The sequence below is a fragment of the Novosphingobium sp. B-7 genome, assembly GCF_000410615.1.
Taxonomy (GTDB): domain Bacteria; phylum Pseudomonadota; class Alphaproteobacteria; order Sphingomonadales; family Sphingomonadaceae; genus Novosphingobium; species Novosphingobium capsulatum.
Genome location: NZ_KE148525.1, coordinates 6,836 through 22,078 on the forward strand (window position 1 = coordinate 6,836; position 15,243 = coordinate 22,078).

General features: G+C 65.1%; 11 protein-coding genes. 7 read left to right on the top strand and 4 right to left on the bottom strand.

The window, feature by feature from the left end; all coding sequences use genetic code 11:
* Positions 1 to 556, top strand: a 556-nt coding sequence (locus tag H926_RS30610; protein WP_022678611.1) for a serine hydrolase, incomplete at its 5' end; no start/stop codon positions are given.
* Here the strand turns inward: H926_RS30610 and H926_RS0124675 are convergent.
* Positions 557 to 2,023, bottom strand: coding sequence for an MFS transporter (locus H926_RS0124675; protein WP_022678612.1), 1,467 nt, complete (start codon positions 2,021 to 2,023; stop codon positions 557 to 559).
* A gap of 208 nt (positions 2,024 to 2,231) precedes the next feature.
* On the bottom strand, positions 2,232 to 3,266 hold the full coding sequence (locus tag H926_RS0124685; protein WP_022678614.1) for a LacI family DNA-binding transcriptional regulator: 1,035 nt from the start codon (positions 3,264 to 3,266) through the stop codon (positions 2,232 to 2,234).
* A gap of 384 nt (positions 3,267 to 3,650) precedes the next feature.
* On the opposite strand from H926_RS0124685, the gene H926_RS0124690 reads away from it, so the two are divergent.
* The 6 genes from H926_RS0124690 to H926_RS0124715 all read left to right on the top strand — a co-directional run bounded on the left by H926_RS0124690 (position 3,651) and on the right by H926_RS0124715 (position 14,159).
* Entirely contained in the window at positions 3,651 to 6,482 is a 2,832-nt protein-coding gene (locus tag H926_RS0124690) for a TonB-dependent receptor (RefSeq protein ID WP_028658476.1), read from the top strand.
* 118 nt (positions 6,483 to 6,600) lie between these two features.
* Entirely contained in the window at positions 6,601 to 8,121 is a 1,521-nt protein-coding gene (locus H926_RS0124695) for a tryptophan halogenase family protein (RefSeq protein WP_022678616.1), read from the top strand.
* Positions 8,118 to 9,977: an alpha-amylase family glycosyl hydrolase gene (locus H926_RS0124700; RefSeq protein ID WP_022678617.1), complete on the top strand. Its 1,860-nt coding sequence runs from the start codon at positions 8,118 to 8,120 to the stop codon at positions 9,975 to 9,977. The genes H926_RS0124695 and H926_RS0124700 overlap by 4 nt, the downstream gene beginning before the upstream one ends.
* Positions 9,974 to 11,599, top strand: a complete 1,626-nt coding sequence (locus H926_RS0124705; protein WP_022678618.1) for an alpha-amylase family glycosyl hydrolase — start codon at positions 9,974 to 9,976, stop codon at positions 11,597 to 11,599. The genes H926_RS0124700 and H926_RS0124705 overlap by 4 nt, the downstream gene beginning before the upstream one ends.
* A 7-nt stretch (positions 11,600 to 11,606) precedes the next feature.
* On the top strand, positions 11,607 to 13,688 hold the full coding sequence (locus tag H926_RS0124710; RefSeq protein ID WP_022678619.1) for a glycoside hydrolase family 97 protein: 2,082 nt from the start codon (positions 11,607 to 11,609) through the stop codon (positions 13,686 to 13,688).
* A 147-nt stretch (positions 13,689 to 13,835) separates the two neighbouring features.
* Complete coding sequence (locus H926_RS0124715; protein ID WP_043611393.1) at positions 13,836 to 14,159, top strand: GIY-YIG nuclease family protein; 324 nt, start codon at positions 13,836 to 13,838, stop codon at positions 14,157 to 14,159.
* A 74-nt stretch (positions 14,160 to 14,233) separates the two neighbouring features.
* On the opposite strand, the gene H926_RS0124720 is transcribed toward H926_RS0124715, so the two are convergent.
* Together H926_RS0124720 and H926_RS35395 are read right to left on the bottom strand one after the other, a co-directional pair.
* Positions 14,234 to 14,677: a cytochrome c family protein gene (locus H926_RS0124720; protein WP_022678621.1), complete on the bottom strand. Its 444-nt coding sequence runs from the start codon at positions 14,675 to 14,677 to the stop codon at positions 14,234 to 14,236.
* A 187-nt stretch (positions 14,678 to 14,864) separates the two neighbouring features.
* The coding region (locus tag H926_RS35395) for a helix-turn-helix domain-containing protein (protein WP_305809486.1) at positions 14,865 to 15,243 on the bottom strand (379 nt) is incomplete at its 5' end.

The following is a 15,243-nucleotide window of genomic DNA, read 5'->3' on the forward strand; positions in this document are numbered from 1 at the left end:
GCCCGGCGCCCGGTTCATCTATTCCAACCGCAATTATGTGGCTGCCGCCGCGATGCTGGAGGCAGCGTGCGGCGCGCCGTGGGAAGTGCTGTTGCAGCAGCGCCTGCTCGGGCCGCTGGGCATGGCTGGCGCCGGCTTTGGCGCGCCCGGCACGCCCGGGCTGCTCGACCAGCCGGTGGGCCACGCGTGGTGGCCAGGAGAACACGGCGTACCCCATCCGCCAGGCGTGCCACCGACGGACAATCCCGCCGTGGCCGGGCCCGCCGCACGGCTGCATGCGCCGATGGCGGCCATGCTGGCGTTTCTCGATGCGCACCGCACCCGCGCCGCCATGCTACGCAGTGAAACCTGGCAGCGCCTGCACACCCCGCCGTTCGGTGGCAGCTATGCGCTGGGCTGGGTCGTGCGGGCAGACGGCAGCCTGTGGCACGATGGCAGCAACAACCTGTGGACCGCCCAGGTGCTGGTGCAGCCCGAGGGCGTCAGGGCGCTGGCGACCAACTGGGGCGATCACCAGCGCCTGGCGGCCCCGCTCGAGACCGCGCTGCGCGCCTGATCAGTCCTGCTCTTCCACACGCGCCATGGCGATCACCGCGCCAGCCATGACGACCGCCGCCACCAGCATCGTCCACTTCGGCTGATCGGGGAAAAAGCTGCGCATCACACCGCCCATGGCTGTGGCCACGATCAGTTGCGGGATCACGATGAACAGGTTGAACAGGCCGATGTAGATGCCGAATTTGCGCGGCGGCAAAACCCGCGTGAGGATCACGTAAGGCATCCCCAGGATCGAGGCCCAGGCCACGCCGACCAGCGCCATCGGCAGCAGCAACAGATGGGCATCGCGGATCACCAGCAGCAGCAGGAATGCCACGGCGCCTGCGCCCAGGCCCACCATATGCGTGCGCACATTGCCGATCCGCCGCGCCAGCACCGGCAGGGCGAATGCTGCCAGCGCGGCCACGCCATTGTAGAACGCAAACATCACGCCCACCCAGTCGGCCCCGGCATTATACGCGGCGCCGCTGGTATCGGTAGCGTGGAACACCTCGCGCGTGACGACAGGCGTGGTGTAGATCCACAGGATGAACAGCGCCACCCAGGTAAAGAACTGGGCCAGGGCCAGTTGCCGCATGGCACGCGGCATCTGTGCCAGATCGCTGATCACCTGGGCCAGGGTACCGGTGCTGGCCCGCGCCCGCACGACCACCTGCAACAGCCCGAACGCCACCAGGCCGCCGCCCAGCACCAGCAACTGCTTGTCCAGCCCCAGTGCCAGGACCACGCCCAGCAGCGCCGCGCCGCCCAGCATCCACAGGGGCCCACGCGCCGGATAGACCAGCGGCTCATGGCCTGCGGCTGCTTCCGGCTCGTCGGCAAAGGCGGCCATCTCCGCGGGGCTGTATTCGCGCACGCGCAGCGCCGTCCAGGCCACGGCCGCCACCATCGCGAATGCGCCCAGGTAAAAGCTGTAGCGCACCGAGGGCGGGATCACCCCTTCGGGCGCGGTATTGGCAATGCCCAGGGCGTTGAAGGCCGCCGGGGCCAGGCTGCCCAGCACCGCGCCAGCCCCGATGAACCAGGTTTGCAGGGCAAACCCCTGCGCGCGCTGGTGCGGCGGGGTCATGTCTCCCACAAAGGCGCGGAATGGCTCCATGGCTACGTTGAGCGAGGCATCGAGCAGCCAGAGGAACAGCGCAGCCGCGATCAGCAGCGGGGTATTGGGCAGGCCCAGCAGTGCCAGCGCCGCCAGCACCGCCCCGGCCACGAAATAGGGCCGGCGCCGGCCAAAACGGCCCCAGGTGCGATCGGACCAATGCCCGATCAGCGGCTGCACCACCAGGCCGGTTACCGGCCCGGCGATCCACAGGAACGCCAGGTCGTCCACCTTGCTGCCCAGCGCCTGGAAAATGCGGCTGACATTGGCATTCTGCAGCGCAAAGGCCAGCTGGATGCCGAAAAAGCCAAAGCTCGTGTTCCACAGCCCCCAGAACGTCTGCGCGGGCTTTTGCGGCGTGTTCATGGCGTCCTCTCTCTATTTTCTAGACAGGCGCGATGCGCCAGAGTTGGCGGCGGGGCGAGATGCATACGAATGCTATGCGTTGATGGCTTTGCTCAAGGCTTCCACCACCCCCAACCCCATCCTCTAAAGAGGATGGGGCTTTTCGACGCGTTCTACCCATCCTCTTTAGAGGAGGGGGCCGGTGGGTGGTGCCGGACCTTGACCAAGCCTATCCCCCCGTGCTCGCCCGCACCACCAGCCGGGTGGGCAGGATCGCAGGCGGGGGAATGCGTTCTTCGATCTGGGCCAGCACCGATTCCACCAGCGCCTCGCCCGCCAGGCGGATATCCTGCACCACGGTGGTGAGCGGGGGATTGGCAAAACCGGCGGCGGGAATGTCGTCAAAGCCGACCAGCGCCACGTCGCCAGGCACCGCCAGCCCGGCATCGGCGAGCACGCGCTGCGCGCCGATCGCGATCAGGTCGCTTGCGGCAAAGATCGCATCGAACGGCACCCCGCGTGACAGCAGCACGCGTGCCGCGCCATGGCCGGATTCCTCGGAACTGATGGCATCGACCACCAATTCCGGATCTTGCGATAGCCCGGCGGCGGCCAGCGCGCGCAGCAGGCCGGCGTGGCGCTGCTCGAATTCGGGATAATGGCTGTCTGCCTGGCCCAGGAAGGCAATGCGCCGCCGGCCGCGCGCAATCAGATGCTCGCCCGCCAGGCGCCCAGCGCCGAAATTGTCCGATCCCACCGTGGCACCGATCGTGCCTTGATCGACCGATCCCCAGCGCACGAAATGCGTGCCCGCCTTGACCAACTGGCGCAGGCGGCTTTCATACAGGGTGTAGTCGCCATAACCGAGCAGGATCAGCCCATCGGCCCTGTGGCTTTCCTGATAGCGGCGGTGCCAGTCATCCTCCAGCTTCTGGAACGACACCAGCAGATCCAGCCCCTTGGCTGCGCAATGCCGCGTGATCGATCCCAGCATCGACAGGAAGAACGGGTTGATGTTGGATTCATCAGGCGTCGGATCTTCGAAGAACAGTAGCGCCAGCGTGTTGGAGCGCTGCGTGCGCAGCGAAGAGGCGTTCTTGTCGACCGTGTAGTTCAACTGCCGGGCGATCGCCTCGATCTTTTCGCGCGTGGCCTTGCTGACGGACTTGCTGCCACGCAGGGCACGGCTGACCGTGGGCTGCGACACCCCGGCAAGATAGGCAATTTCAAAGCTGGTGGGCTTGTTGGATGGCTTGCGCCCCATGGCCGACTCTCCCCTTCAGCCGAGATTCGCGACTGCATTATCGCTACCATTCTTATGCATAAGAACAAAATTATGCAACGATCCCGGATAAAATGCCTATCCAAATGCATGACGCATTGACCTATACATATGTAATACAATGGATTTTTCCGCATTCGCGAAGACATACACAATGCATGGTATACGTATGCCATATTCGCTCGCGGCCCGCTTCGGCGTAATTTGAAACCAAGCGAGATCCGGTGGAACCAGGTGTCACATCCCCGCATGACGGGATGACGCACCTGGCGGGTGTCGCGCATTCAGCCGATCGCCGCCTTGGCGATGGGCACGCCAACAAGGTTCGTAGCCGGCTGCAGGCCGGCTGGGGGAGTGGAAGGTATCATGGCACATCACGCAGTTTCTGCGGGCGGCTTGCGCTGCTCGCTGGTCGCGCTGGCGACCGTTCTGGCCGGCAGCAGCCCGGCCCTCGCCCAGGAAACCCCGGCACCGCAGGCTCCTCAGGCCGCTGCCGATGCCACGCCCGAACAGGGCGCCATCGTGGTTTCGGGCATCCGCGCCTCGCTCAATGCCTCGGCCTCGATCAAGCGCAACTCCATCGCCATCGTCGAAGCGGTTTCGGCCGAAGACATCGGCAAGCTGCCCGACGTGTCGATCGCGGACTCGCTGGCCCGCCTGCCCGGCGTGACCGCACAGCGCCTCGAAGGGCGCGACCAGCGCCTGTCGATCCGCGGCCTTGGCCCGGATTTCTCGACCACGCTGCTCAACGGCCGCGAGCAGGTCACCGTGGGTGACAACCGCGGCGTCGAATATGACCAGTATCCGTCGGAATTCTTCAAGAACGTGGTGGTTCACAAGGCCGCCGATCCCTCGCTGATCGCGGCGGGCATTTCCGGCACGGTCGACCTGCGCATGCTGCGCCCGCTCGCCCAGGCCAACCGCGTCATCGCGGTCCAGCTGCGCGGCCAGATGAACGGCATGCAGAAGCTCAACCCGGACGGCAAGCGCTACGGCTATCGCGCCTCGGCCACCTACGTCGACAAGTTTGCCGATGACACCTTTGGCATCGCCATCGGCGTTTCGGCCACCTCGGCCCCGTCGCAGGATGAACGCTACAACGCCTGGGGCTTCCCCACCCTGGCCGATGGCAAGACCCTGATGCTGGGGGGTGCCAAGCCCTATGTGCAGTCCAACATGCTGGACCGCTATGGCGCGGTTGCCACGCTGGAATACCAGCCGAACGACAACTGGCATTCGACGCTCGACGTGCTCTATTCGCACTTCAAGGAAACGCAGCACCTGCGCGGCATCGAATTCCCGATCTTCCCCGATTGGTCGGGCCTGGGCGGTGGTGACACCACGGTGATCCAGCCGGGCTACAAGGTGAACAACGGCTTCGTCACCGACGCGACGATCAGCAATGTCAAGGCCGTGATGCGCAACGATTACAACCAGCGCAAGGCAGACAACCTGTCGATCGGCTGGAACAACGTGATCGGCCTGGGCGACACGATGCACCTGACGGTGGATGCCAGCTACAGCCACGCCAAGCGCACCGACTTCCTGCTCGAAAACTATTCGGGCACCGGCTACATCAACGCCGGCGCGCGCGACACGCTGCACATCTCGCAGAACGGCAACGGCACGTTCGATATCGTGCCCACGCTTGACTATGGCAACGCCGCCAACTTCGGCATCACCGATCCACGCGGCTGGGGCTACAACGGCACCACCGCCGTGGTCCAGGCCGGCTTCCTCAACAAGCCCAGCTTCAAGGACGACCTCGCCTCGCTGCGCGCCAGCCTCGATGGCGAATTCGCCCAGGGCGGCCTGCTCAAGGGCTGGGAAGTTGGCGCCAACTACAGCTATCGCAAGAAGACCTCGGCGTTCACGTCGTACTTCCTGTGCCCCAAGGGCGGCGGCACCGGCTGCACCCCGGGCAGCGGAACCACCACTTTTGCCCCGATCCCGCAGGCCGCGATCATCGGCACGGTTCCGCTCGCCTACCTCGGCGTGCCGCGCATGCTCGCGCTCGATCCGATGTACCTGTACAACAACGCGTACAATTCGGTTTACGACAACCGTCCGGTCTCGCTGGTGCGCGACAACTCGGTGACCGAAAAGGTCTGGACCGGCTATGCCATGATCAAGCTGGACGGTGACGTCGGCGGCAAGCGCCTGTCGGGCACCGTAGGCGTCCAGGGCATCTATACCGATCAAAGCTCGACCGGCTCGCTCTCGAACTTCGACAGCACGACCGGCGCCGTGATCGTAACCCCGGCAACCGGTGGCGCCAAGTACTGGAACGTGCTGCCCAGCGCTGCCTTCGCCCTGGAATTGGCCCCGGCCACCTACCTCAAGCTCGCCGGCTCGCTCACCATGGTGCGCCCGCGTCTTGACCAGGAACGCGTCAACCAGGAATTCTCGGTCAACCCGGCCAACCTGGGCTCGACCGATCCGACCCGCCCGCTGTTCAGCTCCAACGGCGGCAACGCGGCGCTGCGCCCCTACAAGTCGGCCAACCTCGATCTTTCGGCCGAGCATTACTTCGCCAAGGGCGGCTATGTTTCGGCAGCGCTCTATTACAAGCGCCTGACCGATTTCGTCGATCCCAACAACTCCTATCCCTATGACTTCAAGGCCGTTGTCGCCAATCTGCCCGCCAGCATCCGCGATCAGATCGGCACCACCATCGGCCCGGTCGCCTCGCCCGGCAACACCGGCAAGGGTTCGGTCAAGGGTGCGGAAGTGACCGCGTCGCTGCCGTTCGGCCTGTTCGCCCCGGCGCTCGATGGCTTCGGTATCTTCGCTTCGGCCAGCTACACCGATAGCCGCATCGTGTTTGCCAAGGCACCCGATGCGCCGATCACCCTGCCCGGCCTGTCGGACTGGGTGGCCAACGGTTCGGTCTATTATGAAAAGGCCGGTTTCCAGGCACGCGCCAACTACCGCTTCCGCTCCAGCTTCCTGGCTGAAGTGGCCGGTCTGTCGGCCAACCCGACCTACCGCACCGCCAAGTCGGAAGGCATTCTCGACGCACAGATCGGGTACGAATTCCAGCCTGGTTCGCGCTTTGCCGGTCTGGCCGTGATGTTCCAGGCCAAGAACCTGACCGATCGTCCGTTCATCACCTACCAGAACAACGATCCGCGCCAGGTGATCGACTACCAGCGCTATGGTCGCGATTTCTACCTGACGCTGAGCTACAAGCTGTAAGTTCCCTCAGGCGGCGGGCGGTCCAGGCTGGACCGTCTGCCGCCGCCATGACACGATTGCATTGGATTGCAGGGCGCTGTTTGCGCGCCCGATCCTTTCCTGCGGGGGGCACAGGGCCATGGACAGCCAAGTAGCACGTTCGATCACCATTGTTGGCGGTGGCACGGCAGGCTGGATGTGTGCGGCCGCATTGGGCCATTTCCTGGGCGAGAACACCCGCATCATCCTGGTGGAAAGCGACGCGATCGGCACGATCGGCGTGGGCGAGGCCACCATTCCCCAGATCCGCATGTTCAACCAGGCGTTGGGCATCGACGAGACCGATTTCATTCGCGCCACCGGCGCCACGTTCAAGCTGGGCATCGAATTTGCCGGCTGGCTGCGCCCCGGGCACAGCTATCTTCACGCCTTTGGCGATGTCGGCCGCGATATCGGCCTGGGCGCCTTCCGCCATTTCTGGTCGCGCGCGCATCGGCTTGGTCTTGCCCGTCCGCTGGGCGATTACAGCGTCAACGATCTCGCCGCCCGCGCCGGCAAGATGCACGATGGCGCCCCGGTCACCAACCGCAACGTGCCGCAGATGCCGCACGCCTTCCATTTCGATGCCGGCCTCTATGCCGCCTATCTGCGCCGCTATGCCCAGGCCAAGGGCGTGATCCGCGAGGAAGGCCTGATCGTCGCGGTCGATCGCGACGGCGCCAGCGGCGATGTCACGGCCGTTCGGCTCGATGATGGACGCGTGATCGACGGTGAATTGTTCATCGATTGCTCGGGCCTGCGGGCCTTGCTCATCGGCGACACGCTGGGCGTGGGGTTCGATGACTGGTCGCACCTGTTGCCGGCCAACCGCGCCGTGGCCGTGCCCTGCGCCAGCGCGGCGCCGCTCACCCCCTATACCCGTTCCACCGCCCACGCCGTGGGCTGGCAATGGCGCATCCCGCTGCAGCACCGCACCGGCAATGGCCGCGTCTATTGCGATGCGTTCCTGTCAGACGATGAAGCGACCGCCGGCCTGCTAGCCAATCTCGATGGCGCGCCGCTCGCTGAGCCGCGCGTGATCCGCTTCACCACGGGCTGCCGCCAGCAAGCCTGGTCGCACAATGTCATTGCCATGGGGCTGGCGAGCGGCTTTCTCGAACCACTGGAATCCACCTCGATCCATCTGATCCAGTCGATGATCGCCCGGATCATGACGTTCGGCCCGACCTGCCGCCCGGCCGCAGCGGTGCGCGACACGTTCAACCGCCAGTTTGCCGACGAGATGGCGCGCATCCGCGATTTCATCGTGCTGCATTACTGGGCCAACCAGCGTGAAGAGCCGTTCTGGCAGGCCTGTCGCAACCTGCCCCTGCCCGCCAGCCTGGCAGAAAAGATCGCCCTGTTCCAAAGCGCGGGCCACCTCTTCCGCGATCAGTCAGACCTGTTCAGCGAAGTGGGCTGGCTCCAGGTCCTGGTTGGCCAGGGCATCATCCCGGCCACCAGCCATGCCCTCGCCGAGGCGGTTTCCGAAGCGGACCTGGCCGGCTGGCTCGATACGCTGCACGCGCTGTTTTCCCGCGAGGTGGCGGCCTATCCCACCCACGCCGACTATATCGCCCGCCATTGCGCGGCGCCTTCCCCCAAAGGACTTGTCGCATGAACGCCCGCCTTGCCAGTGCCCTTGCCGCGGCCCTGGTCACCACCGCACTCGCCCCGGCCATGGCGGCCCCAGCCCCCGTTCCAGCGGCTTCAGCCGTGGCGGCACGACCGGCAGCAGGGGAATCGATCTATTTCGTGCTGCCCGATCGCTTTGCCAATGGCGACACCGCCAACGACGCCGGCGGCATTGCCGGCGGGCGCCTCCAGTCGGGCTTCGATCCGGCGGACAAGGGCTTCTACCACGGTGGCGACATCAAGGGCCTGATCGCCAAGCTCGACTATATCAAGGGCATGGGCTTTACCGCGCTGTGGGTTGGCCCGATCTTCAAGAACAAGGCCGTCCAGGGCGCACCGGGGCAAGAGAGCGCAGGCTATCACGGCTATTGGATCACCGATTTCACCCAGGTTGATCCGCACTTCGGCACCAATGCCGAATTTGCCGCGCTGGTGAATGCGGCGCACGCGCACGGCCTCAAGGTCTATATGGATATCGTCGTCAACCACACCGCCGACGTGATACAGTATCGCGAAGTGCCGGCTGGCACGGCCGCCCCCTATCGCGACAAGGCCAACTATCCCTACAGTCGCAAGGGCGGGTTGGCTGGCCCGGCAATCAATCCCGGCTTTGTCGGTGACAGCGATTCCACCGATGCCAACTTCGCCCGGCTGGTCGATCCATCCTATGCCTACACGCCGTTCATTCCCAAGGGGGAAGAGCATGTGAAGGTGCCCGATTGGCTCAACGATCCGCGCTATTACCACAATCGCGGTGACAGCACGTTCAGCGGCGAAAACAGCCGCTTCGGCGATTTCAGCGGGCTGGACGATGTGTTCACCGAAAACCCGCGCGTGCGCGCCGGGATGATCGCCATCTACGGTGACTGGATTCGCAAGTTCCATGTCGATGGTTTCCGCATCGATACCGCGCGCCATGTCGATCCCGGCTTCTGGCAGGTGTTCATTCCGGCAATGGAAGCGGTCGCACGGGGCCAGGGCATTCCCAACTTCACCATCTTTGGCGAAGTGGCGCGGGAAAACCCTGACAACGGCTATATCGCCCGCTTCACCCGGCGCGACGGCTATCCTCACGTGCTCGACTTTGCCTTCCACGCGGCGGTGCGCGCGGTGCTGGCGCAGGACAAGGGCACCGATGTCCTGGCCGACCTGTTCGACGGCGACGTGCTCTATGAAGGCGGTGACAAGGCGGCGCTTGCCCAGCCGACCTTCATCGACAACCACGATATCGGCCGCTTTGCCTGGCTGGTCGAGCATGATCGCCCCGGCATCGGCCAGGACGAACTGCTGGCCCGCACCGCGCTGGCCCACACCATGCTGCTGACGCTGCGCGGCAGCCCGGTGGTCTACTATGGCGACGAACAGGGCATGATCGGCCACGGCAACGACCAGGCCGCCCGCCAGGACATGTTCGCCAGCAAGGTGGCCAGCTACAACGATCAGCCGCTGCTGGGCACCACGCGCACCACGGCGCAGGACAATTTCAACCCCGCACATCCGCTCTACACGCTGATCGCCCGGCTCAACGCGCTGCGCGCCGCACACCCGGCCCTGGCGCGGGGGGCACAGTTGACGCGCAGCTATGGTGAAAAGCCGGGGCTGTTCAGCGTATCGCGGTTCGATCCTGTAACGGGCGCCGAATATCTCATCGCATTCAACACCTCTGGCCAGCCGATCAAGGCGGCCAGCACGATCGGCACCAGTGCCCGGCGGCTGGAAAGCCTGCTTGGCCAATGCCCGGCCATGGTGGCCGCGCCCGGCTCGATCGTGCTTGACTTGCCCGCATACGGCAGCGCTGTCTGCCGCGTCCTTTCCTCTTCTTCTTCCAAGCAAGGCCAATGACCCAGCATACGCCCCCGTCTTCCGCCCAAGACCTGCCCTGGTGGCACGGCGCGGCGATCTACCAGATCTATCCGCGCAGTTTTGCCGATTCCAATGGCGATGGGGTGGGCGATCTGGCCGGGATCACCGCCCGGCTCGAGCACGTCGCGCGGCTGGGCGCCGATGCCATCTGGATCTCGCCGTTCTTCAAGTCACCGATGCGCGATTTCGGCTATGACGTGTCGGACTATTGCGATGTCGATCCGGTGTTCGGCACGCTCGACGATTTCGATGCCCTGGTGGCACGCGCGCACGAACTGGGCCTCAAGGTCACGATCGACCAGGTCTATGCCCACACGTCTTACCTGCACCCGTGGTTTGTGGAAAGCCGCCAGAGCCGCGACAATCCGCACGCCGATTGGTATGTCTGGGCCGATCCCAAGCCCGATGGCTCGCCGCCGTCGAACTGGCAGTCGGTGTTCGGCGGCCCGGCCTGGCGCTGGGACGCACGGCGTTGCCAGTATTACCTGCACAATTTCCTGGCCGAGCAGCCGCAGATCAACGCGCACAACCCTGCCGTGCAGGAAGCGCTGCTGGGGGTGATGAAGTTCTGGCTCGATCGCGGGGTCGATGGCTTCCGCATCGATGCGCTCAACTTCCTGATGCACGACCCCACGCTGCGCGACAATCCGCCCGCGCCCGACGATGGCCGCCGCCGCACCCGCCCGTTCGATTACCAGCTCAAGATCTACAACCAGTCGCACCCTGGCATCATCACGTTCATCGAGCGGTTGCGCAGCCTGTGCAACAGCTATGGCGCGGTGTTCACCGTGGCCGAGGTGGGCGGTGATCTCGCCGAAACCGAGATGAAGGAATACACTGCCGGCGCGGCGCGCCTCAACAGCGCCTATGGCTTTGATTTCCTCTATGCCCCGCAGATCACGCCGGTGATGGTGCGCGATGTGCTGGCCAAGTGGCCGGATGAACCCGGCATCGGCTGGCCGAGCTGGGCCTTTGAAAACCACGATGCGCCGCGCGCCCTGTCGCGCTGGGCCACGCCCGAGGCACGCGATGCCTATGCCCGGATGAAGGCCGTGCTGTTTGCCGCCCTGCGCGGCAACATCATCGTCTATCAGGGCGAAGAACTGGGCCTCACGCAAGTGGATATCCCGTTCGAGCAGTTGCAAGATCCCGAAGCGATCGCCAACTGGCCGCTGACGCTGTCGCGCGATGGCGCCCGCACGCCGCTGCCCTGGCAGGCGCAAAGCGCGATGGGCGGCTTTACCGCCGGCCCTGCCCCCTGGCTGCCTTTGGGCGAGGAGAACCTCGCGCGCGCAGTCGATCGGCAAGAAGCTGATCCGGCATCGCTGCTGGCGCTCACTACCCGCCTGCTGCACCTGCGCCGGCAAAGCCCAGCCCTGCGCCACGGCAGCTTTGCCGTGCTGCACGCCGATGCCAGCCTGCTCGTGGCGCGACGCCAGTTTGCCGGCCAGTCGCTGCTGGTGGTGATCAACATGGGCAACCAGCCCGTCGCCTGGCCGCAGGATCTGGCCCAGGATGGCACCGTGCTGGTCGCCGAAAACGATGCGAGCCTGGGCTATCTGCCCGGCTTTGCCGCCCTGATTATCGAAGAGAGGATCTGACCCCCCAATGTCCGTTCTCACCCGTCTCGCAGCGCCGCTGGCGCTGACCCTCGCGTGCGCCCCGGTTCCGGCGCTGGCCCAGATCGCCACTGTCCCCGGCGCCGTCAACGATGGCCCGATCACCGCCACATCGCCCGATGGCAGCCTGGTGCTGACTGTGGCGATCGATGGCGATGGCCGCCCCACCTACAGCCTATCGCGCAAGGGCAAGCTCCTGATCGGCGCGTCCTCGCTCGGCTTCATCCTCACCGACGGCCCCACCATGGTGCGCGGCAACCACATCATCGGCAGCGAAGCCAGCAAGCCCGCGCCCAGCACCTGGGAACAGCCCTGGGGCGAGCGCCGCTACGTGACCGACAACCACACCGAGCTGCTGGTCAAGTTCAAGCAGGTGCCCGAATGGGGCGGCCGCGAAATGAACGTGCGTTTCCGCCTGTTCAACGACGGCTTTGGCCTGCGCTATGAACTGCCCACCCAGGCTGCGATGACGACGATGAAGATCGCCGACGAGCTGACCGAGTTCAACCTGGCGCAGAACGGCACGGCCTGGTGGATTCCCGGTGGCGAGTGGAATCGCTATGAACAGGTCTATCAAAAGACCCCGATCGATGGGGTTTCGACTGCGCACACCCCGATCACCATGAAGCTGGCCGATGGCACGCACCTGGCGTTCCACGAAGCCGCGCTGGTCGATTATTCAGCGATGTGGTTCAAGCGGATCGACGGCACCAGCTTCCGCTCCACCCTGTCGCCCAACCCGGGCGGCCCCAAGGTTACGCGTGACCTGCCGTTCAACACCCCCTGGCGCACGATCCGCATTGCCGACAATGCCGCCGGCCTTGTCGAAAACGATCTGGAGCTGAACCTCAACGAGCCCAACAAGCTGGGCGATGTCAGCTGGGTCAAGCCGATGAAGTACATCGGCATCTGGTGGGGCATGATCCGCGGCGACTGGACCTGGGCGGAAGGGCCCAACCATGGCGCCACCACGGCCCGCACCAAGCAATACATAGACTTTGCCGCCAAGAACGGCTTTGGCGGCGTGCTGGTCGAAGGCTGGGACAAGGGCTGGAACGGCAACTGGTTCGGCAATGGCAAGGATTTCAGCTATACCCAGGCGACGCCCGATTTCGATATCAAGGCCGTTACCGACTATGCCCGCAAGAAGGGCGTGGAACTGATCGGCCACCACGAAACCGGCGGCAACATCGCCAATTACGAAGCCCAGCTTGACGATGCGATGAAGATGTATGCCGCACTCGGCGTCCATTCGGTCAAGACCGGCTATGTCGCCGACGCTGGCGGCATCCGCGCGCCCGGTGCCACGCCCGATACCTATGCCATGGCCTATCATGATGGCCAGCGGCAGGTGGAACACCATCTGAAGGTGGTGGAAACGGCCGCCAAGTATCACATCGCCATCGATGCCCACGAACCCGTGAAGGATACCGGCCTGCGCCGCACCTATCCCAACTGGATCGACCGCGAAGGCGCGCGCGGCATGGAATACAACGCCTGGGGCCAGTTCGCCAACGGGCCGAGCCATGAGCCGACGCTGGTCTATACCCGCATGCTCTCAGGCCCGATGGACTTCACGCCGGGCGTGCTGAGCCTGGAAGGCGCCAAGCACGCGCCGCTGGCGTCCACCCTTGCCAAGCAGCTTGGCCTGTACCTGGCGATCTATTCGCCGATCCAGATGGCCGCCGATTTCATCGAAACGTTGGCCGCCCATCCCAAGGAACTGGCCTTCATCCGCCAGGTGCCGGCCGATTGGTCGGAAAGCCACCTGATCGCCGGCGAAGTGGGCGAATACGCGATCTTTGCGCGCAAGGACCGCAAGAGCGACGACTGGTATGCCGGCGGCGTCAACGATGCCACCGCACGCACAGTGACGCTGCACTTCGACATGCTCGATCCGGGCAAGACCTACACCGCCACGATCTACAAGGACGGCGAAGGCGCGACCTATGAAACCGACGCGCGCCACAAGATCGCCTATGACACCCGTCAGGTGAAGAAGGGCGACACCCTCGACCTGTGGCTGGCGCCGGGCGGCGGCGCCGCCATCCGCCTGCATCCGGGCAAGTAAACGCCGCACAAAAAGCCCTCTCCCTTTCGGGGGAGAGGGTTGGGTGTGGGGATGCTGGGCGCAGGGTTTGAAGACGGGCACCCGTCGCCCCGTGCTTGACACGGGGCTTGGCTTTCCTTGCCGCCTTGCGTTTGGCATGCTGGCAAAATGGACAAGGGCGGCTGGGTCTATATCATGGCAAACCGCTATCGCGGCGGCATGTATGTCGGTGTCACATCGGATCTGATCCGGCGGGTGGCGCAGCATCGTGATGGTTTCGGCTCGATCCACGTCGGCGACTTTGGCAAGACAAGGCTGGTCTATGCCGAGCGCCACGCGGAAATCGAGCCCGCGATTGCCCGCGAGAAGCTGGTCAAGAAATGGCGTCGGGAATGGAAGTTCGCCTTGATCGAGGCGAACAATCCCGATTGGCTGGATCTCTGGGACCAATGGTATCCTGGGGCAGCGCCGCAGGGCGAGACCGCAAAGTAGCCAGGCCCCGTGTCAAGCACGGGGCGACGAGAAATGCTGGGTGCATACAGCCGTGCTGTCGTGCAAAGAGTGCGTTAGCGCCCCTGAGACCGCAAATAGGCAATAACGTCTGCCCGGTTGAGCGGGTCGGACATCCCCCCAAACATCATCGCGGTGTGCGGCACCACCGCCTGCGGGTTCTTCAGCCAGGCATCGAGCGTGGCAGCGTCCCACTTGCCGCCAGCATCGCGCAACGCGGCGGAATAGCCGAAGCTGGGGCGGTTTCGGCCCATTTGCTGGCCATAGACGCCATGCAGGTTGGGCCCGGCCATATCCGGGCCACCGGCATCAAACGTATGGCAGGCCTTGCATGCAGCGGCCTTGCGATCCCCGATCTGCGGATCGGCCACCTTCATCAGCGCGGCCAGCGATGGGTTGGGGCCGGCCTTGGCCAGGCGGGCATCGTGGGTCTTGTCCCCGCCGCAGGCAGAAACGGCAAGCGCAGCAAGCGCGACGACAGCAAGGCGGGTGCGGATCATGGCGACCGTCTAATCGGCGCAATCGCATGGCACGATATGGCAATTTGTCCCGCGTCGGGCAGTTGCACAAATTGCATTGCGCGCGGCGACGCCCCAAAAAAACTGCACAAGGCAGCGTCCACCGCACACAAAATGGCCCGCGCAACGCGGTGGAACTGCGTTCGACAGCGGCGCGAGACGCGATTCGTCAGTGGCGCAGCGACAGGCCGACTCGCTCCATTCGGCGATAGAACGTGGCGCGGCCGATGCCGAGCAGGCGCGCGGCGCTGCTCACGTTGCCGCCGGCCCGTGCCAGCGCCTGGCGCAGCACCGCGCGATCGCCGTCGTCAAAGCTGGCGGGCTGGCCATCGCCGAGGAACTCACCCAGAGGACGCGGGCAGATCGCCGTGCCCGAACCCAGGCGGAAATGCTGCCGCGCTGCCCGTGTGGCACCGATAACCAGATCGTCGCGGTCCACCGCCAGCAGGGCATGCCCGCGGGCGGTCGGATCGGTGCCGGCCAGCACGATGCGGGCATCGGCATAGCGGCGACAGAACAGGTCGCGCTCGATATGGCGGGGGGGGGGG

Coding starts and splice junctions, on each gene's coding strand:
- H926_RS0124690 (WP_028658476.1), top strand. CDS start 3,651: ATGGCACATCACGCAGTTTCTGCGGGCGGCTTGCGCTGCTCGCTGGTC.
- H926_RS0124715 (WP_043611393.1), top strand. CDS start 13,836: ATGGACAAGGGCGGCTGGGTCTATATCATGGCAAACCGCTATCGCGGC.
- H926_RS0124695 (WP_022678616.1), top strand. CDS start 6,601: ATGGACAGCCAAGTAGCACGTTCGATCACCATTGTTGGCGGTGGCACG.
- H926_RS0124710 (WP_022678619.1), top strand. CDS start 11,607: ATGTCCGTTCTCACCCGTCTCGCAGCGCCGCTGGCGCTGACCCTCGCG.
- H926_RS0124675 (WP_022678612.1), bottom strand. CDS start 2,023: ATGAACACGCCGCAAAAGCCCGCGCAGACGTTCTGGGGGCTGTGGAAC.
- H926_RS0124685 (WP_022678614.1), bottom strand. CDS start 3,266: ATGGGGCGCAAGCCATCCAACAAGCCCACCAGCTTTGAAATTGCCTAT.
- H926_RS0124700 (WP_022678617.1), top strand. CDS start 8,118: ATGAACGCCCGCCTTGCCAGTGCCCTTGCCGCGGCCCTGGTCACCACC.
- H926_RS0124720 (WP_022678621.1), bottom strand. CDS start 14,677: ATGATCCGCACCCGCCTTGCTGTCGTCGCGCTTGCTGCGCTTGCCGTT.
- H926_RS0124705 (WP_022678618.1), top strand. CDS start 9,974: ATGACCCAGCATACGCCCCCGTCTTCCGCCCAAGACCTGCCCTGGTGG.